This window comes from Methylosinus sp. LW4, assembly GCF_000379125.1.
In the GTDB taxonomy this organism is placed as follows: Bacteria; Pseudomonadota; Alphaproteobacteria; order Rhizobiales; family Beijerinckiaceae; genus Methylosinus.
The window spans coordinates 687,626-710,187 of the sequence record NZ_KB900627.1 but is presented as its reverse complement, the minus strand read 5'-3'; the positions used below and the strand labels follow the sequence as shown (position 1 = coordinate 710,187).

The following is a 22,562-nucleotide window of genomic DNA, read 5'->3' as shown; positions in this document are numbered from 1 at the left end:
AACGAGAAAAGGCAGAGGATCGTGCAGACACATCTATCGACGCCGTTCGGACGGCGACCGCTGTCGCTCGCCATGGTGGCGGCGCAGGTTTCGGCCTGTGATTTTGCCGGGCGGACGGGCGACGCAGAGTCAGTCGTCCACAAATGGCGTTTGTTTCGCGCGCTCACCGAAGCCAAGGTGCTGATCGGAACGACGGATCGAGCGCTAGCCGTCCTACACGCTCTGTTGAGTTTTCACCCGGAGACGGCCCTTGCTCTGCCGCGAACGGAGGAAGGTCTTCTCGTCGTCTTTCCGTCGAACAAGGAGCTCTCCATCCGAGCGCATGGCATGGCGCCGTCGACCCTGCGACGCCATCTCGCGAGTCTCGTCGACGTAGGGTTGATCATCCGACGTGACTCTCCCAACGGCAAACGCTTCGCACGACGGCGTTGCGGAAAGATCGATGCGGCCTTCGGCTTCGATCTTTCGCCGCTCGTTGCGCGCGCAGCCGAGATCGAACGCCTAGCCGAGGCCGCGCGAGCCGAGGACAGTGCGATTGCGTTTCTGCGTGAGCGGATATCGCTGTTGCGGCGCGATATCGCCAAGATGATTGCGACCGGCTTGGAGGAGGCCATTCACGCGGACTGGGAAGAGTTGCATCGACAACTTCTCTCGCTCGCGGAACGCTACGCGCGAAATCTGGCGAGGGCGGAACTCGACGCTCTCGCCGACGAACTCGGCATTCTCGCCGAAGAAGTCGGCAGTCTTCTGAAAGCACGCGCAAAAGATGGAAAAATGAGCGGCAATGACGCCTCGAATGAGCGGCACCTACAGAATCAAACTACAGATGCTCGTGATATTGACCACGGCCTTCGAGAAGGCGGGGCCGAAACGCCGTTGCCGAAAAATCCAGATCGCGGCGCCGCGGGTGTCGACTCCAGCGAGCCGTCGCCTGCCGCGAACCCGGCCGCCGGAGAGATGCGCGCAGCGTCGCGCGTCTACCCGCTTTCGATGGCGGTCGCCGCCTGCCCCGATATCGTCGACTACGCCAAGGGAGGGGCCATTGGTGACTGGGCGGACTTCCAGGCCGCCGCCGCGATCGTCAGACCTGCGCTCGGCGTCTCACCGGACGCCTGGGCGCGGGCGCTGGAAGTTCTAGGCGAACACGATGCGGCGATCGTCATCGCCGCCATTCTGCAGCGGGGCGACGAAATCAAAAGCGCCGGCGGTTATTTGCGCATCCTTACGGCCAAGGCCGAGCAAGGCGCATTCTCAGTCGGACCACTGCTGATGACCCTGCTCCGGCGCAGAGCGTCTAAGCCCGTGGTCTTTAGGCAAGCCAGCGGCTAACCGAAATCATTGCGGGGGAAATTGATTGGGCGGGCGGTGACGCGGTGGGGCGCATTTTGCTCAACGACGGGTGGGCGCCCCTTGGCGCCGGCGGCGCGTCGAGCTCGTCGCCGCTCGTCTGGAGACGCCATCGCCACGACAGCACGTCAGGGCGATGGCGGGGTTCGGAATTCCCTGAGCATCCGCGAAAGCTGCTGAGGAGGACTGTTACTGATGCTGATATCGGATGGCGATGCCGATGCCGATGCCGATTCGACCGTTCGACATCAGGGTAGGCACACATTCGTCGTGCTCGTCGCGCGCGACGCCATCGCCCTCGCGAACGCCGCCGATGCGGTGAACGCAGCCGGCGCCGCGGGCCTCACGCTCGCGAAACCTTCTGGGTCAATCGAACGGATGCGCCGCTCGAAGAGTTGGGCGTGACGCCGGACGCGACGGGTAGATCGCTCGCCGAGCTCGCTCAATTCGCGCTCTCGAGAAGCGGCGATTAGCCGCGCTCATTTTTCTCGCGCCTTGCGCGCGCGATAATGCGCGACCTTGTCTCGATTGCCGCAGATTGCCATCGTGCACCATCGCCGGATATTGTTGCGTCCGCGATCGTAGAACACCATCGAGCAGTCGGGATTTGCGCAGCGCTTCATTCGTCCCGGCTCCGTCTCACAAACGAATTTCGCGAAATCTCGCGCGACGACAGCCGCGACCACATCCTTCTCGATTCGCGTTTCCTCCGTGAGGGCGACGCGGCCGTCGCGCAAGAACAGTCGCTCGCGAATCTCCACCGACCCTAGCAGACTATCGACCGGCTCGAGGAGCCGCGTGGAGATCGCTTCTCCGGTAGAAATTTTGTCGAAGAGCTTGCGGAGCGCCTCGCGCGTCTCCCACGCCGACTTCAGCTCCACCTTCGAGGGTTTGTGCGAGCAATCGATCCCAGCGGCGCGCGCCCATTTCGCCAGCCCTTCGGCGTCGGCGAGAAAGTCGATCGTCTCTCCGTTCACAATCGGCGTGGTGTTGAGAAAATCGATCCACAACGCTCCTCCGAAGAAGGGCATGCCGTCTCGCCACTCGCTCGCCTCGATCATCATCCCCTCACCCGCCTCCGCCTGTAACCGATAAAATGCCTCTTGACAGGAGTCCTGGCAAGCGGCACCACTGTATGTGCATTATAGCGGTTACAGGAGACGCCCCATGTTTCTCGCCTCAAATCCCGTCCTCACGCTCGCGGCCGTGTCGGCGGCCACGGTCGCGGCGGCCATGCCTCTACAATCCAGCCGAGCGCGCCTCGAGCATATGGAAGTCCATCATCGGCATCTCGACGTCATGGGACGCTCGATCTTCTTTCGCGAGGCCGGCGATCCGAAAGCGCCGGCGATCGTGCTGCTGCACGGCTTCCCGACCTCTTCGCGCATGTATCGCGAGCTGATCCCGGCGCTCGCCGACAAGTTCCACGTCGTCGCGCCGGATTACGTCGGCTTCGGCCATTCGGAGGCGCCGGCGGCGGATCAGTTCCCCTATACATTCGAGACGCTCACCGCCCATGTGACGGGGCTGATCGATCGGCTCGGCCTGACCTCCTATGTGCTCTATATGCAGGACTATGGCGGCCCGGTCGGGTTCCGCATTCAGGCCGCGCGTCCCCATCAGGTGGCCGGAATGGTGGTGCAGAACGCCAACGCCTATCTCGAAGGCGTGGGCGAGGTGCCGCGCCAGGTCTTTCTGCCGCTATGGGAAAAGCGCGACGAGAAGAGCGAAGCCGGCGCGCGAAGCCTGCTGCAGGCGGATATGACGAAGTTCCAATATGTGTATGGCGCGCGCAATCCCGAGGCGATCGATCCCGACAATTGGACGGTCGATCAAGCCCTGCTCGACCGGCCCGGCGTCGCCGCCTATCAGATCGATCTGCTCGAGAACTACAAGACCAATGTCGCCTCCTATGACGCCTGGCACGCGTCCTTCCGCGCGCATCGCCCGAAGACCTTGATCGTCTGGGGCAAGAACGATCCAATCTTCATCCCGGCCGGCGCCGAGGCTTTCAAGAAGGATTTGCCCGACGCCAAGCTCGTCTGGCTCGATGGCGGACATTTCGCGCTGGAAGAGAATGTCCCGCTCGTCGCCTCCGAGATCAAAGCGATGTTCGCCGGAAAATAGCCCCTCCTCCGGCGAATGGGGCCGATCCGTCCGCCTCTCCGGATCGGCCCCGATCTCTTTTCGATACAAAGGAATTTGCCATGCCGAACAAAGAACGTGTCGCGATCGTGACCGGAGCGAGCCGCGGCATCGGCCGCGCGACCGCCATACGTCTCGCCAGAGATTTCTCCGCCGTCGTGCTCGTCGCGCGCGACGCTGTCGCCCTCGCGAGCGCCGCCGATGCGGTGAACGCAGCCGGCGCCGCGGGCCTCACGCTCGCGCGTGATCTGCGCGACGCAGATGTGGCGCGAGAGGCGATCGAGACGACCCGCGATCGTTTCGGAAGAATAGACGCGCTCGTCAATATCGCAGGCGCGGTTCCGCAAGCCGATCTGTTCGCCATGAGCGATGACGAATGGGCGGACGGCCTCTCGCTCAAATTCCACGCCGCGCGCCGTCTGACGCTCGCCGCCTGGGAAACGCTCGCGCGCAGCAGCGGCTCGGTGGTCTTCATGTCGGGGACTTCGGCGTTGACGCCCAAAGCGTCGCTAGCCGCAGTCGGAGCGATCAACGCCGCCATTTCGGCGCTCGCGAAAGCTTTCGCCGAGCGCGGCGTCGAGGATGGCGTGCAGGTCAACGCCGTGCTCCCCGGCCCGGTGATGACCGATCGCCGCCGCGCTATGCTCGCGCTCTATGGCCAAGCGCAAGGCTTGTCGATCGACACGGCCATGAACGCCTTCGCCGCGGAGACGAAGATCATGCGCTATGGAACGCCGGAGGATATCGCGGAGCTGATCGCCTTCGCCGTTTCGCCGGCGGCGCGCTGGATGACGGGCGTGACGCTGCGGATGGATGGCGGCGAGATCAAATCGGTATGATCGCGCTAGGGTTCGCGTTCGCGCGCAGCTCGTGAAGCTGCGCTTCCAGCGCGGCGATGCGCGCGTCGCGCTCCGCCAGCGCGGCGGCGACGTCGGCCGCCTCGAAGCGCTGCGGAATATGGCTGGGGCAATTCACGTCCAAGGCGAGAACGGAAAAAAGGATCGCGCGCTCGACGCGCGCCGAATAATCTTTCGGCGCGAGACGCGAGATCAGCTCGGCGTCGTCCTCCACGACGCGCGCCGTTCCCCATATCTTCACGCGGCGACGGCGCGAATAGTCGATCAAGAAGAGACAGGCTCTCGGATTGTCCGCGAGATTGCCGATCGTCACATATTGGCGATTTCCCGAGAAATCGGCGAAGCCGATGGTCGCTTCGTCGAGCGTCTTCAGAAAGCCGGCGGGGCCGCCGCGATGCTGGATATAGGGCTGCATTTCCCTATTCGCGGTCGCGAGAAAGACGCTGGTCTGCTGCGCGATGAAGGCCTCTATGTCCGGCGTCACGCTCGTTCGCCACGAATGCTCCTCCTCCATGCGCGCATAGGCGCGGCGCGAGCCCTCGCGCGCTTGAATTGACTTGACGGTCGGCGTGAAGGCGATATCGCTGGGATAGGTCATGTCGATTGCCTCCCGAGACGCGAGAAAAGGATCGACGCGCGAGCGCGGCTATTGCGCTCGCGCGGCGTTCGATCAAAGGCCGAGGTCGCTCAGGCCCGGATGCTCGTCCGGGCGGCGGCCGAGCGGCCAATGGAACTTGCGATCGGCCTCGGCGATCGCAAGATCGTTGATGGAGGCGATGCGCAAGCGCATGAGGCCGTGCTCGTCGAACTCCCAATTCTCATTGCCATAGGCACGGTACCAGGCGCCGCTGTCGTCACGCCATTCATAGGCGAAGCGCACCGCGATGCGGTTCTCGCGAAAGGCCCACAGCTCCTTGATGAGGCGGTATTCCAGCTCACGCGACCATTTGCGCCCGAGAAAAGCTTCGATCTGATCGCGGCCGACAATGAATTCGGCGCGATTTCGCCAGCGGCTGTCCAGCGTGTAGGCGAGCGCGACCTTTTGTGGATCGCGGCTGTTCCAGCCGTCCTCGGCGAGGCGCACCTTTTGCGTCGCGGTTTCGAGCGTGAAGGGGGGAAGCGGCGGTCTCGACATGGCTCGATGCTCCGATGAAAAGCGCGCCCGGATCGGCTCCGGGCGCGCAACCTCATTTACGCCACGCGGCGCGTCTCGAGCACGGGAAAGTCGACCAGCGTATCGGCGACTTCGTTGATGTAATTCGTCAGCGTGTTGAGCCCGACGTGAAAAATGATCTCGATGATCTCGCCCTCGCCGAATCCCGCCGCGCGAATGGCGGCGAGATCGGCGTCGGAAGCGTGGCCGCGCTTGCGGGCGACCTCGAGCGCGAAGCGCAGCGCCGCCTCCGCCTTGGGGTCGGCGGAGCGGCCCTCACGATTGGCGCTGATTTCCGCGTCGTCGAGCTTGACGAGCGCCTTGCCGATATAGGCGTGGGCCGAGAGGCAATAGCCGCAGCCGTTGAACTCTGCGATCGCCACGGCGAGACGCTCGCGCGTGCGGGCGTCGAGCGCGCCCTTGGCCAGCGCGCCGTTCAGTCCGATGAGACCTTCGAGGCTCGCAGGGCTGTTGGCGACCACACGATAAAAATTCGGAGCGACGCCGAGCTTCGCCTTCACCGCCTCCAGCAGCGAGCGGGCGGCGGCGGGGGCGGATTCGATGGTGGCGGGGGTGGAGATACGAGGCATGAAGCGCTCCTCTTCTGGAAGGGAAATCGCAGGTCGTTCGCCTGACCAGAACAAGATGATAGATGACCTTAGAGATGATAATCTCCGCTCTTGACACGGCATCGTTGCAACTGGCGCAGCAATCCCATGGACCGTTTCGACACGATCTCCACCTTCATCGCGGTCGTCGACCATAAGGGCTTCGCGCCGGCGGCGCGGGCGCTCGGCATTTCGGCTCCCATGGCGACGCGCCTCGTCGCGGCGCTCGAGGAGCGGCTCGGAGTGCGGCTTCTGCAACGCACGACGCGCTCGGTCGGACTGACCGACGAGGGCGCGCGCTTCCTCGAGCGCTCCCGCCGCATCATCGCCGATCTCGAGGAGGCGGAACGTCTCGCCGAGAATGAGCACAGCGCGCCGAGGGGGCGCCTGAGCGTCTCCGCGCCGCTGATGTTCGGGCGCATGCATGTCGGGCCGCTGATCTCACGCTATATGACCGAGCACCCGCAGCTCAGCGTCGAGCTCTCGCTCTCCGACCGCTATGTCGATCTCATCGAGGAAGGCGTCGATCTCGCTCTGCGCATCGGCCATTTGTCCGATTCAGCGCTGGTCGCGCGCAGGCTCGGCGCAGCGCGGCGCGTCCTCGTCGGCTCGCCCGCCTATCTCGAGGCGAGCGGCGGCGCGCCCCGCGCTCCCGCCGACCTCGGCCGCTATCGCCTCATCTCCTGCACCGCGCTGACGCCGGTTGCGCGTTGGCGCTTCTGGTCGGGGCCGCAGGCGTTGGATGTGGAAACGCGCCCGGCCTATGTGACCAACAGCGCCGAAGCGGCGATCTGCCACGCGGAAAGAGACGGCGGACTGACGATCGCGGTCGGATATCAAGTGGCCGATCTCATTCGCGCCGGCCGGCTGCAAGTCGCGCTGGCGGACTATGAGCCCCCTCCTCTGCCGATCCAATTCGTCTATCCGAGCGCGCGATTGCTGTCCGCGAAAGTCCGAGCGCTGATCGATCTGGCCGGGCGGGAGTGCGATTGGAGCTTCGTCGATTTTTGAGGGACGCTCATTGGCGAGCCGGCTCGCTCTCGATTTTCGCAGCGGCTCGCCGAAACGCCGCCACAAAGGCCTCGAGCTCCGCCGGCGGAAGATCCGAGATCGCCGCATAAGCGCGATGCGTCTCCTTCCAGACGACGACGGGATAGCCCTCCATCATTCGCAGCGACGGGGCTTCCGGATAATTCACAGATTGCGCCCGCAGCTCCGCCACCGAAACGAGATGCTCGCGCCGCTTATAGACGAGCGTCGGAACCGGCGTGGAGCCGACGATGTCGATCCGCGCGCCGGCGAGCGGAAATCCCTCGGCGGCGAGATCGACCACTGTGACGGCGAGCGGCAGCTTGCCGGCGAGCCACGGCTTCACCGTATGCCGGTCGCTCGATGCGACATCCACCGGCTGCCCGGATATTTGGCTGCGCATGTGACCCGCGACGACATAGGGCGTGAAGCGATCCGGCGCGGCGAGCTCCTCGACCAGAAGCTGAACTCCGAGCGTCACGACGATCGTCGCGGCGATCGAGCCCGCAAGGACGCGCCATGACGGCGATGCGAGGCGACGATCGCGCGCTGCAATCTTTCCCTGTCCGCTCGCAGATTCCATTTGCGCGAGCAGGCGCGTCCTCAGCGCCTCGGGCGCCGCTTCGCGCGCGGCGTTGCGGCGCAGGGTCCGCCGCAACGCCTCGAGCCGCTCGCGATCCTCGCGCGCGCGCGCGTCGACCGCGAGCAGACGCTCGGCCTCCAGCGCGCCCGCGGCGTCCAGCTCCTGGTCGAAGTCCGCTTGCAGCAGAAGCGCGCGAGTCTGCTTCTCGTCCTCGCTCATTGCGACATTCTCCCCAGTCGATCGATCAGCAAGGCGCGCGCCCGCGCGAGCCGCGACATCACAGTGCCGATCGGCGCTCCCGTGGCGTCGGCGATCTCGCGATAGGACAAACCATTGACCTCACGCATGACGAGCGCCTCGCGAAAGGGGATCGGCAAGGCGGCGATCGCCGCCTCGACGCTGCGCCGATCCGCCGCCTCGATCAGCGCCGCCTCCGGAGACGGCTCGTCGCAGTGGGCAGAGGCGCCGTCATGGCCCTCGGCGTCCTCGGCCCCGCCGGCCAGCACGAGGTCGCGGGGCCGATTCTTGGCGAGCCAAGTGAAGGCGACATTGCGCGTGATCGTCAGCAGCCAGGCGCGCGGATGCGCCGCCTCGGCTCCCGCCAGCGCGGCGAGCGCGCGCAGGCAGGCGTCCTGCACGACATCCTCGGCGTCTGTCGCATTGCCGGTCAACCAGCGCGCCAGCGAATAGGCGTCGTCGAGATGAGGCATGATCGCTCGCGTGAAGCGATCTCGCGCGTCGTCGCTCGTCACGAGCTATCCTTGTCGACCACTTCGTGGGGTCACGATCACCTTGCCCGTCATCTGCGGGTGAAGGCCGCAAAAATAGGTGATTTCGCCCGGCTTGTCGAAGACGATGGAAAAGCTCTCGCCGGTGTCGAGCGCCTTCGAGCGAAAGGCGCCGCTCCGGTCGACGACATTATGCGGCGTGTCGTCGCGATTGACGAAGACGATCCGTGCGCCGGTCTCCACGCGAATTTCCTGAGGCGCAAAGGCGAAGTCGGCGATGTCGATCGTCCGCTCGTCCCCGGCGTAGGAGAACGAAGCGACGAGCGCGCCGAGGAAAATGAGAGTCGCGAAAGCAGGTTTCGACATGTCGTCCTCCTCGTCATCGCGCCAGCGTCGTATCGGATATTGCGAGGCTATGCGCGCCGCCGCGAATGGTCACGCTGGTCAGGCCCAAAAAGGAGCGCAGCTGCTCCGCCGGAACGACTTTCGGTCCCGGAGCCTTGGCCGTGCCCGGCTCCGGCTGCGGAAAGGCCGTTGAGCGCGCCGTATGGAAGACGAGATTGCCTTCGACCTTTTGCGCGATCTGATGAATGTGTCCGTTGAGCACGGTCACCGAGCCGAAGCGCGACAGCAATCGCAGCGCCTGGGCGCTGTCCTGCGTGCCCCAGCCCCATTCGCTCGCGATCGTCCAGAGCGGCATGTGAGCGAATAGGACGATCGGCGTCGAAGCGCTTCTCGCGGCGAGATCGGCCTCGAGCCAAGCGAGCTGATCCGCGCCGAGCCGGCCGAGCCCCGCGCCTTCGAGGCGCAGCACATTGACGAGCCCGATGAAATGCGCGCCGCCGGCGTCGAAGGAATACCAGCCGTCCCCATGCGCGCCTTTCCCATAGCGCGCGAGATAGGCTTCGCCCGTTCTCTCATCGAGGACGTCATGTTCTCCGGGAACGCGATGCACGGCGAGGCGCGACGCGCCGATCAGCTGATCCGCATCGTCGAACTCCTTCGGCTTCGAGAGATGCGTGATGTCGCCGGTATGAAGCAGAAAGGCCGGACGCTCCGGAAGTCCTCCGATTTTCGTGAGCGTCTCGTTCAACGTCCCGGCGACATCGCTGTTGGCCGCCTTGTCGAATCCGATATGCGTGTCGGAGATCTGCACGAAGGAAAAGCCCTTCGTCGTCTCTCCACGCGCCGCGCCGACGAGCTTGGACGCCGGCACGCCGCCGACGAGAGTCCACAGCACGCCCGAGCCGCCCCAGGCCATGCATTTCAGCGCATGGCGGCGACCGGGCGAACGAAGATCATTGGTCATGTCTATCTCCCTCATATCCGGCCGAACCACCGGATAAAGGAAAGACTCGTTCCGCCGCCCATTTATTCCCGCGCGAGATCTTTTTTCGAGCTCACAGTCCGATGACCGTGCGGCGAGAAGCTCGTGTAACGATTGCCGCGCATTCGACGAACAATCATCAGGACGCTGAGCGCCAGCATCTGCGCCACTTTATCGCGGAGTCACCGAATGAAGCACAAATTTACGGTCAGCATCGGCCTGCTGCTGTCGTCGACCGTTGCAAATGCAGCCGATCTGCCTTCCCGAAAGGCCTCGCCGGGCTTTGCGGCCCCCGCTTTGGCTTTTCTTTGGACCGGACCCTATGCCGGCGTGAACGTCGGATATGGAACCGCTGACCGCTCCGGCTTCGACGGTGTGCTCGGCGGCGGACAGCTCGGCTATAATGTGCAAGCGACGCCCTTGTTCGTGCTGGGATTGGAGGCCGACTTCCAGGGAACCGACATTTCGGAGCGGAGCGGCAGTCCATTCTCGAGGCGTCGGCGCATCGAATGGTTTGGCACGGCTCGTGGCCGGATCGGCGTCACGCCTTTCGCCGTTCCCGCGCTCCTCTATGGAACGGGCGGATTCGCCTATGGCCGCGCGCAACCGAGCGTCGGAGGCGATGGGGTGCGAACCGGATGGACCGCTGGCGGCGGAGTCGAATGGGCGCTTCGTCCCGATCTCTCAGCGAAAATCGAATATCTCTACACCGACCTTTCGGATGAAGCAGGCGGCTGGTGGGCGGACGCTTGGCGAAACCGGTTCCACACGGTGCGCGCCGGCCTCAACTACCATTTCGACCTGTTCGCGCAGACGCCAGTCGTCGCAAAATTTTAAGACGACGGGGACCCGGCTTCAGCAGCTGGGTCCCGATAGGGGGAAGCATTTCAATCCGTGAGAGTGATCGCCGAGACCAGCTCATCCGCGAGCCATCGCGACAAGAAAATTGCGGACCGCCGGTCGACGCCCTCTCCATTCTCACGAAAGGCGAATAATTCGCAGAGGTCGCCAAATGACTTTCCCTCCCGCGCCAATGTCAGCGCGAAGCTCTCGTCCTCTTCGAGCAGTCGATAGAAGCAGTCTCCGCTCCTTCGCCAGATCAAGACAGATTCACGGTCTTCCCCGCACCGGGCGGCTTCTTCGCCGCCTGACAGAGCTTCATAGCGGCCGCAGGTTCCGCTCTCGAGCGTCAGCAGACGAAGGCTCGGTTGGAACTCGAAGCGCAGACGAAACATGTCTTGCGGTCCGAGCGCGGAAAGCTCGTCCGCCGAGCCGATCGCCGCGTCGGCGGCGTCGAACGCGTCGTCGAGCGCACGCTCGAGACAGGCGAGCGAGGATTCACGGGTGAGATGGCGCCAACGCGTGCTTTCCATCATGAATTCGGGGAGTCCTCGCGAATACCAGCGCAGATTTGGCGTCGAAGATCGCGTCGACTCGATATAAGCGAGGACGAGCGTTTCGAATTCACTCTCTTCCATCGAGTTGCGCAGCGCCGGATAGTCCGAGGCGACAGCCGACGCCAGCCGCAGACGATAGGCGTCCACATAGACGCCAATTCCCATTGGTTCCTTCTGTGACTGCGCGCCGTCCATTCCTGCGAGGATGCGGTTCTGAAACGCGCTCTGAAAATCGGCCAATGTCATAACGCACGCTCCGGGACCAGGTTTTCGCTTTCGATCCTCCGCGCTCGATCGAGCTCGCTCACGAGCTCGGACAGCGCCGGAAAATTATCGTCGCGCTCGATCAAGGTCGACGCGCCCATGAAGCGGCGCTTCGCGCGAGCATAGAGTGTCCAAACCTCGTCGCAGATCGGCGCGTCATGCGTATCGATCTTCATGACGCGCTTATCGCTGTGACCCGCGAGGTGCAGCTGAACGATCGGCTCGATCGGCAGCGCGTCGATATAGATCTTCGCCTCGAATCCATGGTTGCAAGCGGACACATAGACATTATTGACGTCGAGCAGAATTCCGCAGCCGCTTCGCCGCGCCAGTTCCGACAGAAAGGTCCATTCTTCCATTTCTGACGAAGGCGAGCTCACATAGCTCGATATGTTCTCGATGACGAGCCGTCGCTTCACAATCTCCTGCACGCGCCCAATTCTCTCGACCACATGCGTCAGCGCCTCTCGCGTGAAGGGAAAGGGCAGAAGGTCATGAAGATTGACGCCATGAACGCCTGTCCAGCAGAGATGGTCCGAAATCGACCATGGCTCGAATCGATCGGCGAGTCCCTTCAACGCATGCAAATAGTCGAGATCGAGCGGATCAGTGGAGGCGATCGACATCGAAACGCCATGCATCGCGATCGGATAGTCGCGCCGGATTTGCTCCAATGTGGCGAGCGGCCGGCCGCCGGGTATCATAAAATTTTCGGTGATGACTTCGAACCAGTCGATCTTCGGCCTGGTTTCGAGGATTTCGCCATAATAGACCGGCCTCAATCCGAGACCGAAGCCCGACATTCGCATCACAACCACCTCTGAAGCGGATAGGCGTTTCTCGGTCAGAGACCGCCGCGCATCGAGAAGCGGATGGGCGAAGATCTCGCCCATCCTTTTGCCGAGCGCCGATTCAGCCCAACGTGCCGCCCTGCGCTTCGCAAGCCGCTTTGGACTTGGCCGGCAGCCAGCCATGGCCCTTGCAGGAATTCTGCCCTTTGCAGCTATTGTCCGCCGTCTTGCATTCCGAGTGACCGCGGCAGGAGTTCACGCCGAAACACTGCACGGTCCTGTGCGCCTTTTTCGCCGAAGCCGGCGACGCCGCGCCGGCGAGGACGAGCGCGACGGCCGCAGCGGCGAGCGAGCCGCCGGAAACGATGGTCAATTTCATCTCGATCTCCCGAAAATGAGAGCCAGCCCTGTAGAGGACCGCGACAAGCCAAGAAATGGCTTGCTGACCTCAATTCGTTTCACGGGCGATCCGCGTTACGCAGAAGCCGCGATAAGGAGGAAATTTCTAACGCCCGTCGTATCGAAGCGTCTCGCGTCTGCTGCGCGTCCGCGAGCGAGGTTGCAAATGCGCGCAGATCGAGGTGCGATCCGAGACTCCACTCGCGCACCCGATACGATCGTCGCTCGTCTACGGCTTACGACGCAGAAGGACGATATGTCCTGGGACCGGCGCATTCGCCTCTAGCCGTTGAGACGTCTCCAGATTGGCGATCATGTCGAAGGTTCCGGCCGCGAGGCGCTCGATATAGGCGAAACTATGAGCAAATCGGCCGGTCGGCTGAAGCTTGTATGTTTCCCCGTCTCCGCGCTCGAAGCTGATCGCGAATATGCCGTTCGGCGCAAGACGCGCCGATACAACGGAAATCAGCGGCTGCAGATCTCCGATATAGACGAGCACGTCCAAGGCCACGATCAAATCGAATTGTCGGTCGCTCGCCTCGAGGAAGTCGACCGCCTCACATTCGAACAGCTCGTGATAGGAGCCGCGCGCCTTGGCCTTGTCGAGCATTCGTGGGGAAAGATCGACGCCGGCCCTTCGATCGCTCAATGTCTCGAGAAACGGTCCAAACAGACCGGTGCCGCAGCCGAGATCGAGCGCCGAACGAAAGGACCCGTTCAGCGCGGCGAGCAGCGTATGGCACTTAGTGGGAACGTCATATTCGAGCGCCTTCACCAGATGCTCGTCGAAACGATCGGCATATCCGTCGAAGCACTCGACGATATATCGGGCCGGAGCCTTTGCGTGAGACAGTCCGCGGACAGCATCGAGATGATAGGCGATGACTCGGTCGTCCGGGAAGTTACCGAGCAACGCGCTTCCCAATCGGATCGCCGCGTCGTGATGACCAAATCCAATGAGCAATTGGAAAGTGGCGCGGCCGACGCTATCGATATCCTCCGCCTCCGCCCCGGCGACAGCCGAATACTCGTCTTTCGCGACGTCCAGAGATTCGTTGAGCGACGACTGAAGGAAGCGCGCTCGCGCCAGCTTTCGAATTAGGCCGATGTCATTCGGACAGGCAGCGACGGCCTTTTCGAAGGCGTCCAACGCCTGTGAAAATTCGCCGATGAGGAACAGGGCTTGACCGAGGCAGGCGTGCAGATAGGGAGCGTCGGCGCCGAGGTCCAGTGCGGATCGAATGAGCTCCGCCGCGCTCGCGTAACGTCTCGACTCGATACGCAGCAACCCGAGAGCCGTCAGAGCCTCTTTGGAGCGGGGGTCGATCCGCAGGGCTTCGAGCAATGCGCGCTCGGATGCGAGCTTATCGTTCAGCGCCGATTCGACATTGGCGAGAGCGAGCCATGCGGGGAGATGATCTCGACGCAGCGCGAGCGAAGCGGTCAACGCCGATCGAGCCTCATTCAATCGTCCGGCCGCCGAGAGCACGCAGCCGAGGTCGGCGAGCGCCAGAGGATTATCGGGCGCAAGGCTCGCCGCATCTGAAAGAACAAGGCCCGCTTCATCGAGGCGTCGGTCGAGCCACAGCGCCAACCCCAAATGGCGCAAGCAAGTCGACAGCGGCGCTCTGTCCGCGAGCAAGCGCTTCGAGACTGGATATTGTTCGAATAAATTACGTGTGCGTTCATCGATGGTCGGCGAGCCGTCGGACGTCATGAAAGAGCTCTGCTCCATTCTCGCGAACTCGACGCGCGAAATTTTCGGGACGTGCTTTGGCTGCGGAAGGCAAGCACGCCGAGGATGAAGAGCTGCCGACAGGGCCGGCAGCTCCTTCACTTGGAAGGTGCAGGAATCAACGCGCGGCGATGCCATTTGCGGCCGGCGGGAGCCCTGACGCCACCGGGCCGGGCGTGAGCGCGCCGTCATTGCCGACATGAAACGCGCTGATCGCGTGACTGCCGCTATCGAGCACATAGAGGAGCCGTCCCTCGGCCGCGGTCGCTATGTCGGTCGGTCCGCTTCCCGTTCCGGTTCTCGCGGCGACGCCGTCACTGGCGAGGAGAGAGAGCGCGCCGCGCGGTCCGATATCAAATCCAGTGATCGTCGCATTCGGCGTATTGGCGGTGTAGGCGTAGCGGCCTCCTGGCGTGGCGATCACCCAGCAAGCCGCAGTCTGGTGCGTCGGAGCAGACGCCTGGAGCAGAGTCAGCGCTCCGTGCGGTCCGACGCGATAGGAAGAAACCGAACTCGCTCCCGAAGCGCCTCCGGCCGCTTCGGCCACCAGCAGCGTCCCATGCCCAGAAAAGGAGAAGCCGAACGGAGTCGGTCCAGAAGAGGGCGTGATGTTGGGGCTGCGCGCGGGTCTTCCATCGTCGTCGAGCGCATAGACAGTCAGTCTGTTCGTCGCCTTTTCCGTGACGACGACACTCCTGCCGCCGCGGCTGATTCCGATTTCCGCGGCGCCGACGCTCGTTCCGCTCAATGGCCTCACCGAATTGGTCACGGCTTCGAGTCGTCCGTGGTCATTCAAGCGAAATCCAGCGATACTGTCGCTGCCGGCATTCAAGACATAGATGAGGTCGTCCTCGATCGAAACGCTGATCGGCCTCGTGCCGCTGCTCGCGGCGCGCGCAGTCGGTTCGGGGCGACCTGATTTCAGATCGAACAAGGTGATGTCGTCGCTGCCGGGATTGACGACGACGAGCCAGCGGCCATCGTCGCTGATCGCCAGAGCGCCTTGATTTCCAAGCCCGGCGCCCGTTCCGCGGCCGCCTGTGGGAATAACGCCTTTCGCTGTCAGCTCTCCAGTCGCATTCCTCTCGAACGTCAACAGAGCATTCGAGCTCGCATCATTGCTCATCGTGTAGACAGCGCCGGCGGCGCCGTTTCGATCTCGCGAATGCGCGAGGGTCGGCGCGAAAACCTGGAGCAACGCGCAGATGGAAACATACGATAACAATTGCAAATGACGTCGATCGAACATTTTGGAACCTCGGTGGCGTATCGTTGACGACGGATCGAGAGCGCTCGGGCCTCGTCGGATCAATTCGCGCGCCGCCGAGAGGGCGTTACAACGGCCGGGAAAAATTTCCGCCGCCTGTCACATGGTCACGTCATCGGCGAGATGCGCGGCCAAGCCGGTTTTTCCAAGCGCAACGTGATCGGCCATCGTGTGACCATCGGGGAAGTCGCCGCCGTTTTGCGAGCGGAAGGGAATAGGGGCGTCGGTGAAGAGTCCGGCCAAGCGGTCGCACCAGCCCGCCTCGACGGCTCTGACCTGCTCAATGGTGGTGATATGCGCAGCGCCATAGACAGCATGCGACGGCAGGACATCCATGCCCGGGTAGAACAATGCGCCATGGGTCAAGGGAAACAAGATCTGGTCGATGGGCCCATTGACGCCGCGCGGGCCATAGTCCACCGCAGGGCCGCCCGTCATGACGTTCACCAATGCGCGCTTGCCTTTCAATACGCCGTCACCGAAGCGATAATCATTGCCGCCGGTCTTGTAGCCATAAGCGAATCCGAACGCATAAACGCGCTCGATCCAACCCTTGAGAATGGCCGGCGGGCTGTACCACCAGAGTGGAAACTGGAGAATCACTGCATCGGCCGCTAGCAATTTGGCCTGCTCGGCGGCAACATCCGCGCTCTGACTCCCGGTGGAATAGGCATGGGCCGATTCCTTGATGAAGGACAGCCGTTGTTGATCGACTCGGTTCGGGAAGTCTGCGGCGTCGAACACGGCCTTCCAGCGCATTCCGTAGAGATCGGATTGCATGACCTCGTGTCCCTCGCCGGTAAGCGTCGAGACCGTGACGTCGACAAGTCGACGCGTGATCGAGGTCGGCTCCGGGTGAGCGAACACGACGAGAATTTTCTTGGTCATCCTAAGCGCTCCTGTTGGGGGCGGCCCCTCTACGCCCGCTCGCGATATCGAAGGGATGATCTGGCGTTAGGCGCCGTTCCGTCGCTTTGAAATTAGCGACCGCGCCGGTATGTTTGAAATCGATTGTATTAAGTGGCAGCATAAATCACATGGATACCAGCCATCTCGACCTCAATCTGCTCGCCACTTTGGAAGCGCTGCTCGCCGAGCGGAACGTCACCAAAGCGGCGGCGCGGCTGCATCTCAGTCAACCGGCGGTGAGCGCGCAGCTCGCGCGGCTACGCGACATCTTCGGGGACCCTCTGCTGCTTCCCGCCCGACGAGGAATGATTCCGACTGCACGAGCCCTGCAAATGGCGGGGCCATTGCGCGACGCGCTGGACCAATTGCGGTATGCGGTCCAGGCTCATCAGGATTTCGATCCGGCGACGGCGGAGCTGACCGTCTCCATCGCTTGTTCCGACTATATTCAGGCAGCGGTGATCGCGCCGCTCGCGAAGGCGTCGAGACAACGGGCGCCAGGAGTCCGGATAGCGGTTCGGCATCTCGCGCCGGCGCTCATGGAACACCAATTGGCGAGCGGAGAAGCCGATCTCGCCGTCGCGACCCCGGACGCGACGCTGTCGCATCTTCGGAGCCGTCATTTGTTCGACGAGACGTACGTGCTCATCGGCCGGCGGGATCACCCTCGCCTCGTAGATGGTCTCACGATCGACGACTATGTCGCATTGGAACATGTCGTCGTTTCGAGACGCGGCGGCCATTTTCGAACGCCAGTGGACGACGCTCTCGAGGCTCTCGGACGCAAGCGCAAGGTCGTGCTGTCCGCCGGTTCGTTCCTCTTCGTTCCAGAGATCGTTTCGGAGAGCGATCTCGTCGCGCTCGTGCCGCGCCGGCTGCTGCAGCGACGCGAGGAGCAGCTCACAATAGTCGAGCTTCCGTGGCTCGGCGAGCGGTTCGAGGTCGGCATGATTTGGCATGAGCGCAGTCATGGACATGCCGGCCATCGCTGGCTGAGGGAACTGATCGTCGAAATTGCCGGCGACAGAACCAGAACCGGGCGGCCCGGCGTATAGTCCGCTCGGCCAACTCTATTCGGTTCAGCGGCGCGTAGGGGCTCAGCCCGTCGTCATGTGGCGAGCGACATTGTCGATCGCCATGTCGATCGCGATTTTCAAAGGGCCGCTCGATCGGATTGTCTTGGCCAGAAGCAGTCCACCTTGAACCGCACATAGCGTGGCGGTCGCCAATTCGTGCGGGTCGGCGGCAGCGGCGAGCTCGCCACGCTCGCGCATCTTCGCGAAGCCCTGCTCGATCGAGCCGCTCCACAGCGAGAAGCCCGCGACCAGTCGCTTGCGAGCGGGTTCGGAATCATTCGCCAACTCGCTCGCCAGCGTCCCGAGCGGACATCCATTTCCGTCGCCGACTTCGTAGCGCCGAACGATCGCATCCCGCCACGCCTGGAGAGCCGAGAGCGAATCGAGCGCCCCGAGATGCGGTCGTTGCGCCTCCATAACGCGCTCCGTCTGCAAGGCGATCACTTCGAGCACCAACGCCTCCTTGTCGGTGAAGTAGTGATAGAGCTGCGACTTGCTCACCTCGGCTTCGGCCATCACATCGTCGAGGGTCGTGCGATCCACGCCATGCGCGTGAATGAGCGCGGCGGCCGCGTCGACGATGCGCATTCGCGTGGCGGCTCCGCGGCGGGTCAAGGGACGTTGATCGGATGGCTTGTTCGACATTGGAGAATTTTGACCGGTTTGGACTTGTAAGTCCAGTCTCAATGTGACGGAGTGGACTATGTGGTCCATTTACTTGGAGGTCCAAATGTCGCATTTGCAAAATGGCGCAGCCTTTCCCCCTTTGAGCATTCCTGCGGTCGGAGGCGGCGTCATCGAAATCCCGGGGTCGCTTCTCGGATCCTTCGCCGTAATCCTGATCTATCGGGGAGCCTGGTGTCCTTATTGTCAGGCTCAGCTCGCCGGATTTCAGCGCGCCAGTGAAAAATTGGCGCAAGCGGGCATCAAGGTCGTCGCCTTCTCGGTGGACGACGAAGCGACGACGAAGGGCGTTATCGAAAAGCACGGGCTGAGTTTTCCCGTGGGGCATTCCGCCGATCTCGACGAAGTCGTGGCCACGACGGGCGCCTACGCCAATCATACGCCTCGTCACCTGCAGACCACCGGCTTCCTGCTCGACCCCGAGGGCAAGATTCTGAATGCGGTGTATTCGAGCGGACCGATCGGCAGACTCGTGGCCGACGATGTGATAGGCATGATCGCCTATCTCAAATCCAAAGCCTGACTCCGCCGCGCGTGCTTCTATAAAGAGCGAGCGTTATCTTCTGATGCGATCGTTCATCCCGGCGTGTCGATCGGGAGATGTCGCGAATGCTTCGGCTCGCGCGCACGTCTCTAAAAGTAGCTCACTCGGGAAGCGATAATCTGGCGCAATCGGCGACATGCTCCGGCTCGTCGAGCTCGGCGGCATGTCGTCTGCCCCATTCGCAAAGAGCCATGAGCACGGGCTTCAGGCTCTGCCCCAAAGCGGTCGCTTCATAGTCGACCCTCGGTGGGACCTGGGGAAAGACGGTACGGCTCACAATTCGATGCGCCTCCATCTCGCGCAATTGCTGGATCAGCACCTTTTGGCTGACGGCGGGCATGAGCCGGCCCAATTCCGACAGTCGTCGCGGTCCCGACAGCAAGTGATAGAGGATCACTGGCTTCCAGCGGCCGGATATCACGCGGAGAGTTCTCTCCGCGGGCAAGGGCGGAAGGTTCTTCATCACCGACGCCATACTTACCTCCAGGTCAGTATGAGACGAATTTCTCTGTAGTCTGTTAGAGCGTCTAAATGGCACGAATCCGCCGTCTGAAGAAGCACGCGTGTCGAAGAACTCTCGAGGCTCGCGACGACGGATAGGAGAATGACGATGAGAGCCGTACAACTAAACGCCTTCGGCGGCCCGGAAGCTTTGGAGCTGGTCGATGCGCCTATCCCGACCGTCGGTCCGGGTGAGATATTGATCCGCGTGAAGGCCGCCGGCGTGAACTTCGCCGAAACGGCGATGCGGCAAAATCGCTACGCCGTGACGCCGCCACTCCCGAGCATATTGGGCGCCGAAGCGGCGGGGATCATCGAAGCGATCGGTCCCGGCGTGGTGGGCTTTGCATTGGGCGACCGAGTGGCGGGGGCGCTTTTTGCAGCGGGCAAGTTCTTCGGCGGCTACGCCGAATTGGTCTCCTGCCCTGCCGAATTCGTCACGCAGATTCCGAAAAGCCTCCCCTTCGAACATGCAGTCGCCCTCATGGTTCAAGGCCTGACGGCGCTTTATCTCCTCGAACAGGCTCCGGCGGTCGACAAGCAAATTCTCGTGTCGGCGGCGGCGGGCGGGGTCGGCAGCCTGCTCGTGCAATTGGCCAAACGCGCCGGCGCAAAAAAGGTGATCGCGGCGGCGAGCACGCAAGACAAACGTGAATTCGCTCGTTCGCTCGGCGCCGACGCGACCATCGATTATACGGTAGCCGACTGGTCGCAGGCCGCACGCGATCTCACCGATGGTCGAGGCGTCGACATTATCTTCGAATCGGTCGGCGGGGCGGTGACGAAGGAGAGCCTGAAGGCCCTCGCGCCCCTGGGCCGGCTCGTTATCTATGGCTCGCTCAATATTCTCGACTTCGATCTCGGCGTTCCCGATCTGCTCGGTCTGATCTTCCAAAATCAGACCATCACCGGCTTCGCCCTCACGCCTCTGCTCACGCCGACGGGTCTGCAGCAAAGCTCGGCGAAGCTGTTCGCCATGGCCGAACGCGGCGAAATCGCGGTGACGATCGGAGGGGTCTACCCTCTCGCTCAGGCGGCGGCGGCGCATCGAGCACTAGAGTCACGGCAGACACGGGGCAAGATCGTCCTGATCCCGTGAAGCCGCTTACCATTCGAAGGTGGTCGACCTCAACTTTCGCTGTTCGACTCGAGAGCGATCGCCCGATTGTGGACGGGACATCGATCTTCAGGACAGGATGTCTCGTCACAAAGTCGGCAGATGTGGTCGGCGTCTCCGGCGGCGGAGACGAGCGAACGGAGCAGGATCTCGGATATGCGCGACAAATGTCGACGGTCGTTCGTCGAAAGAATGTCGAGCGTTTCACAAAGACGCCGGCATCGCTCCGATAGGAGCTCCTGTGCACGTTCGCGACCGCTCTCGGTGAGCCTCAAGGAGACGAAACGGCGATCGGCTCCGGTTTCGCTCGTCACCAGCCCGGATGCTTCCAGCTTGTCGACCAGGCGAACAGTCGCCGTGTGTGACAATCCGAGGGCTCGGCTCAGCGCATTGTTGGAGCATCCCTCGTAGAAGCCGATGACGTTGAGCGCCGCCAATGACGACGTCGTCTCATTGGGATGACGCTTGGTCAGACGCTCGAGTCTCCCGGTCAGCTCCAACGCGAGCGCCGCCAACAAATTGGCCGTGCGCAGACTGTCTTTGCGTTCGACGTCACTCACCTTGCTCACCTCGATCCGAAGTCGCGACTGCCAATCGCGAGCGAGCGACCGAGCGATAGTCCGCCTCGGTCGCCGTTTCCGGCATATCGACTTTCGCAAAGGCTTGGAAGCCGAACCGTTCGTATAGCGGCAGCGCCCTGGGATCATCCCCATTGTCGGTATGCAGCCAGACATGGCGCGGATGATGGGTCTTCCAATGCCGGCGCAAGGCAATGTCCAGTAGGTAACGCCCCAATCGTCTGCCCTGGAATGCCGGGATGAGACCAAAATAGACGATCTCGCTGCCGAGCGACGCGCTCATGCTGAATTCGCACAGGCCGATCGCCTCGCCTCGAATCCGCGCGAGATGAATCTCGGTGTCGGAGCTCGACAAGATGGTCGCAAGCTCTTCGGCGGAAGTGCGCAACCGACCGTCCCAATTGAGCGGCTCGCCGATCGTGCGCCAAAGGCGCATATATTCCTCGAGAGCAGGACGTTCGATCGTGATGTCGACGACGTCGCTCGGCTCCGCGAGGGCGCCGACTGACGGCGAATGTGTCAGCGCCAGATAGGTCGTCGAGATCAAGCCCATGACGGCAGTACCTTCGACGCGCGTCGAAGCGCGCGATTCCAAGATCGAACCTCGATCATTCGAATTCTCCCGATACGAGCGCTCGATGGAGGAATTCGACGATCTGTCGTCCCCCGGTGAGGTCGGCGTCTCTATCCGGATTGTAGCAAGCGGTCGAAACGCCAATCAGAGAGCCAGAGGCCAGTAAGGGGCGAACGAGCGTCGTGAGCTCGCTCCAGGAAAGGCCCCCTGGCATGGAATAGTCGACAGCAGGGAAGACGGCATCGTCGAGAACGTCGAAGTCGACGTGAAGCCAATAGCGCCTCGCCCCGCCTTCCTGGCGCAGACGCACGTCCGCCGCTGTCTCCTGCAGCCCGGCTCGGCGGAGCCCCGAGACGTCGCGATAAAAAAGTCCGGGGCCGAGATCACGCGGCAGCAGCGATCCTTCGGCTTCGGCGACCGCATGATCGCGACAGGCGAGCAACGCCACATCTTCGGGGACGACGGCCCGCGCCATGCCCATCGCGCGTGTGAAGAGATCTCCCGCCTTCCCGAGCATCGCCGCCGCCGGCATATCCGCGGCTTCCCCGGTCGGCGATGTTTCTCCGTCGTAGAGATCGAGATGACCGTCGATATAGACGAGCCCGCAGCGCCCGAATACGCGGGCAGCGGCGGCCACCGCGCCTATCGCATAGGTGCAGCAGCCGCCGAGCATGAACGGTCGATCGCCATTGCCAAGAATAGTCTCCACCGCGTCACGGGTACGGCCGATCGCGCGCGCCGCCGACGTAGCGCCGATGACGCCAGAAATCGGGTCGCGGTCCGGACCGTCTATCCTGACCGGTAGATCGCCGAGATCGACCGACGCCCCGATGGCGCCGAGGACGCCGAGATCGCGCAGCACATTCGGAGCGCGCTCGACGCCTCCCGGACGCCCGTCACATTGCGTCGGAGCGCCGAGGAGAACGAATGGGGCGATTTTCATCATATG

General features: G+C 62.9%; 28 protein-coding genes. 9 read left to right on the top strand and 19 right to left on the bottom strand.

Going from position 1 to position 22,562, the window contains the following annotated elements; translation table 11 throughout:
• The first annotated feature begins 21 nt into the window (after nucleotides 1-21).
• Together repC and METLW4_RS28680 are read left to right on the top strand one after the other, a co-directional pair.
• On the top strand, nucleotides 22-1,329 hold the full coding sequence (gene repC / locus METLW4_RS0122845; protein WP_083919378.1) for a plasmid replication protein RepC: 1,308 nt from the start codon (nucleotides 22-24) through the stop codon (nucleotides 1,327-1,329).
• Between the two features lie 213 nt (nucleotides 1,330-1,542).
• Complete coding sequence (locus METLW4_RS28680; protein WP_018268564.1) at nucleotides 1,543-1,752, top strand: hypothetical protein; 210 nt, start codon at nucleotides 1,543-1,545, stop codon at nucleotides 1,750-1,752.
• Between the two features lie 74 nt (nucleotides 1,753-1,826).
• Here the strand turns inward: METLW4_RS28680 and METLW4_RS26765 are convergent, their stop codons facing one another.
• Nucleotides 1,827-2,411 carry a CGNR zinc finger domain-containing protein gene (locus METLW4_RS26765; RefSeq protein ID WP_018268563.1) on the bottom strand — a complete coding sequence of 195 codons (585 nt, stop codon included), beginning with the start codon at nucleotides 2,409-2,411 and terminating at the stop codon, nucleotides 1,827-1,829.
• A 103-nt stretch (nucleotides 2,412-2,514) separates the two neighbouring features.
• Between METLW4_RS26765 and METLW4_RS0122830 the strand changes: the two genes are divergently transcribed.
• Both METLW4_RS0122830 and METLW4_RS0122825 read left to right on the top strand, forming a co-directional pair.
• On the top strand, nucleotides 2,515-3,474 hold the full coding sequence (locus tag METLW4_RS0122830) for an alpha/beta fold hydrolase (RefSeq protein ID WP_018268562.1): 960 nt from the start codon (nucleotides 2,515-2,517) through the stop codon (nucleotides 3,472-3,474).
• Between the two features lie 80 nt (nucleotides 3,475-3,554).
• A complete protein-coding gene (locus tag METLW4_RS0122825; RefSeq protein WP_018268561.1) occupies nucleotides 3,555-4,331 on the top strand; it encodes an SDR family oxidoreductase in 777 nt (258 codons plus the stop codon).
• On the opposite strand, the gene METLW4_RS25930 is transcribed toward METLW4_RS0122825, so the two are convergent.
• The 3 genes from METLW4_RS25930 to METLW4_RS0122810 all read right to left on the bottom strand — a co-directional run bounded on the left by METLW4_RS25930 (nucleotide 4,318) and on the right by METLW4_RS0122810 (nucleotide 6,092).
• Nucleotides 4,318-4,947, bottom strand: coding sequence for a pyridoxamine 5'-phosphate oxidase family protein (locus tag METLW4_RS25930; protein ID WP_018268560.1), 630 nt, complete (start codon nucleotides 4,945-4,947; stop codon nucleotides 4,318-4,320). The two genes, METLW4_RS0122825 and METLW4_RS25930, sit on opposite strands and share 14 nt — an antisense overlap.
• A gap of 72 nt (nucleotides 4,948-5,019) precedes the next feature.
• Entirely contained in the window at nucleotides 5,020-5,484 is a 465-nt protein-coding gene (locus METLW4_RS0122815; protein ID WP_018268559.1) for a nuclear transport factor 2 family protein, read from the bottom strand.
• 56 nt (nucleotides 5,485-5,540) lie between these two features.
• The gene (locus tag METLW4_RS0122810; RefSeq protein ID WP_018268558.1) at nucleotides 5,541-6,092 is read right to left on the bottom strand and encodes a carboxymuconolactone decarboxylase family protein; all 552 of its coding nucleotides are present in this window, start codon (nucleotides 6,090-6,092) and stop codon (nucleotides 5,541-5,543) included.
• 126 nt (nucleotides 6,093-6,218) lie between these two features.
• On the opposite strand from METLW4_RS0122810, the gene METLW4_RS0122805 reads away from it, so the two are divergent.
• Nucleotides 6,219-7,121 carry a LysR substrate-binding domain-containing protein gene (locus tag METLW4_RS0122805; RefSeq protein WP_018268557.1) on the top strand — a complete coding sequence of 301 codons (903 nt, stop codon included), beginning with the start codon at nucleotides 6,219-6,221 and terminating at the stop codon, nucleotides 7,119-7,121.
• Nucleotides 7,122-7,128: 7 nt separating this feature from the next.
• On the opposite strand, the gene METLW4_RS0122800 is transcribed toward METLW4_RS0122805, so the two are convergent.
• The 4 genes from METLW4_RS0122800 to METLW4_RS0122785 are packed head-to-tail and all read right to left on the bottom strand — an operon-like array spanning nucleotide 7,129 to nucleotide 9,759.
• A complete protein-coding gene (locus METLW4_RS0122800; protein ID WP_018268556.1) occupies nucleotides 7,129-7,941 on the bottom strand; it encodes an anti-sigma factor family protein in 813 nt (270 codons plus the stop codon).
• Nucleotides 7,938-8,474, bottom strand: a complete 537-nt coding sequence (locus METLW4_RS0122795; RefSeq protein ID WP_018268555.1) for a sigma-70 family RNA polymerase sigma factor — start codon at nucleotides 8,472-8,474, stop codon at nucleotides 7,938-7,940. The genes METLW4_RS0122800 and METLW4_RS0122795 overlap by 4 nt, the downstream gene beginning before the upstream one ends.
• 3 nt (nucleotides 8,475-8,477) lie before the next feature.
• Nucleotides 8,478-8,816: a cupredoxin domain-containing protein gene (locus tag METLW4_RS0122790; protein WP_018268554.1), complete on the bottom strand. Its 339-nt coding sequence runs from the start codon at nucleotides 8,814-8,816 to the stop codon at nucleotides 8,478-8,480.
• A gap of 13 nt (nucleotides 8,817-8,829) precedes the next feature.
• Nucleotides 8,830-9,759, bottom strand: coding sequence for a metallophosphoesterase family protein (locus tag METLW4_RS0122785; RefSeq protein WP_026191764.1), 930 nt, complete (start codon nucleotides 9,757-9,759; stop codon nucleotides 8,830-8,832).
• Nucleotides 9,760-9,966: 207 nt separating this feature from the next.
• Between METLW4_RS0122785 and METLW4_RS0122775 the strand changes: the two genes are divergently transcribed.
• The gene (locus METLW4_RS0122775) at nucleotides 9,967-10,614 is read left to right on the top strand and encodes an outer membrane protein (RefSeq protein WP_018268551.1); all 648 of its coding nucleotides are present in this window, start codon (nucleotides 9,967-9,969) and stop codon (nucleotides 10,612-10,614) included.
• 50 nt (nucleotides 10,615-10,664) lie between these two features.
• Here METLW4_RS0122775 and METLW4_RS0122770 read toward each other — a convergent pair whose 3' ends face one another.
• The 6 genes from METLW4_RS0122770 to METLW4_RS0122745 all read right to left on the bottom strand — a co-directional run bounded on the left by METLW4_RS0122770 (nucleotide 10,665) and on the right by METLW4_RS0122745 (nucleotide 16,518).
• Nucleotides 10,665-11,420 (bottom strand): HvfC/BufC N-terminal domain-containing protein, encoded by a 756-nt coding sequence (locus METLW4_RS0122770; protein WP_018268550.1) that lies wholly within the window; start codon nucleotides 11,418-11,420, stop codon nucleotides 10,665-10,667.
• Nucleotides 11,417-12,247, bottom strand: coding sequence for an MNIO family bufferin maturase (gene bufB, locus METLW4_RS0122765; RefSeq protein WP_026191763.1), 831 nt, complete (start codon nucleotides 12,245-12,247; stop codon nucleotides 11,417-11,419). Before bufB ends, METLW4_RS0122770 begins: the two co-directional genes overlap by 4 nt.
• A gap of 103 nt (nucleotides 12,248-12,350) precedes the next feature.
• Nucleotides 12,351-12,608 carry a BufA2 family periplasmic bufferin-type metallophore gene (gene bufA2 / locus METLW4_RS0122760; protein WP_018268548.1) on the bottom strand — a complete coding sequence of 86 codons (258 nt, stop codon included), beginning with the start codon at nucleotides 12,606-12,608 and terminating at the stop codon, nucleotides 12,351-12,353.
• 249 nt (nucleotides 12,609-12,857) lie between these two features.
• Entirely contained in the window at nucleotides 12,858-14,075 is a 1,218-nt protein-coding gene (locus METLW4_RS25925) for a methyltransferase (RefSeq protein ID WP_245258530.1), read from the bottom strand.
• Nucleotides 14,076-14,481: 406 nt separating this feature from the next.
• A complete protein-coding gene (locus METLW4_RS25920) occupies nucleotides 14,482-15,459 on the bottom strand; it encodes a lactonase family protein (RefSeq protein ID WP_198290251.1) in 978 nt (325 codons plus the stop codon).
• 270 nt (nucleotides 15,460-15,729) lie between these two features.
• On the bottom strand, nucleotides 15,730-16,518 hold the full coding sequence (locus METLW4_RS0122745; protein ID WP_018268545.1) for an NAD(P)H-dependent oxidoreductase: 789 nt from the start codon (nucleotides 16,516-16,518) through the stop codon (nucleotides 15,730-15,732).
• A 149-nt stretch (nucleotides 16,519-16,667) separates the two neighbouring features.
• Here METLW4_RS0122745 and METLW4_RS0122740 point away from each other — a divergent pair, with 149 nt between their 5' ends.
• On the top strand, nucleotides 16,668-17,594 hold the full coding sequence (locus METLW4_RS0122740; RefSeq protein WP_018268544.1) for a LysR family transcriptional regulator: 927 nt from the start codon (nucleotides 16,668-16,670) through the stop codon (nucleotides 17,592-17,594).
• 42 nt (nucleotides 17,595-17,636) lie between these two features.
• Here METLW4_RS0122740 and METLW4_RS0122735 read toward each other — a convergent pair whose 3' ends face one another.
• Nucleotides 17,637-18,203 carry a TetR/AcrR family transcriptional regulator gene (locus METLW4_RS0122735; RefSeq protein WP_198290250.1) on the bottom strand — a complete coding sequence of 189 codons (567 nt, stop codon included), beginning with the start codon at nucleotides 18,201-18,203 and terminating at the stop codon, nucleotides 17,637-17,639.
• Nucleotides 18,204-18,345: 142 nt separating this feature from the next.
• Here METLW4_RS0122735 and METLW4_RS0122730 point away from each other — a divergent pair, with 142 nt between their 5' ends.
• Entirely contained in the window at nucleotides 18,346-18,822 is a 477-nt protein-coding gene (locus METLW4_RS0122730) for a peroxiredoxin family protein (RefSeq protein ID WP_026191761.1), read from the top strand.
• A 121-nt stretch (nucleotides 18,823-18,943) separates the two neighbouring features.
• On the opposite strand, the gene METLW4_RS0122725 is transcribed toward METLW4_RS0122730, so the two are convergent.
• The gene (locus tag METLW4_RS0122725) at nucleotides 18,944-19,306 is read right to left on the bottom strand and encodes a winged helix-turn-helix transcriptional regulator (RefSeq protein ID WP_245258529.1); all 363 of its coding nucleotides are present in this window, start codon (nucleotides 19,304-19,306) and stop codon (nucleotides 18,944-18,946) included.
• A gap of 147 nt (nucleotides 19,307-19,453) precedes the next feature.
• On the opposite strand from METLW4_RS0122725, the gene METLW4_RS0122720 reads away from it, so the two are divergent.
• Nucleotides 19,454-20,443: a quinone oxidoreductase family protein gene (locus METLW4_RS0122720; RefSeq protein ID WP_026191759.1), complete on the top strand. Its 990-nt coding sequence runs from the start codon at nucleotides 19,454-19,456 to the stop codon at nucleotides 20,441-20,443.
• A gap of 29 nt (nucleotides 20,444-20,472) precedes the next feature.
• On the opposite strand, the gene METLW4_RS0122715 is transcribed toward METLW4_RS0122720, so the two are convergent.
• The 3 genes from METLW4_RS0122715 to METLW4_RS0122705 are packed head-to-tail and all read right to left on the bottom strand — an operon-like array spanning nucleotide 20,473 to nucleotide 22,556.
• Nucleotides 20,473-21,021 carry a MarR family winged helix-turn-helix transcriptional regulator gene (locus METLW4_RS0122715; protein ID WP_198290249.1) on the bottom strand — a complete coding sequence of 183 codons (549 nt, stop codon included), beginning with the start codon at nucleotides 21,019-21,021 and terminating at the stop codon, nucleotides 20,473-20,475.
• Complete coding sequence (locus METLW4_RS0122710) at nucleotides 21,014-21,634, bottom strand: GNAT family N-acetyltransferase (protein ID WP_245258527.1); 621 nt, start codon at nucleotides 21,632-21,634, stop codon at nucleotides 21,014-21,016. The genes METLW4_RS0122715 and METLW4_RS0122710 overlap by 8 nt, the downstream gene beginning before the upstream one ends.
• 13 nt (nucleotides 21,635-21,647) lie before the next feature.
• Nucleotides 21,648-22,556, bottom strand: a complete 909-nt coding sequence (locus tag METLW4_RS0122705) for an arginase family protein (protein WP_245258550.1) — start codon at nucleotides 22,554-22,556, stop codon at nucleotides 21,648-21,650.
• Nucleotides 22,557-22,562: the final 6 nt, after the last annotated feature.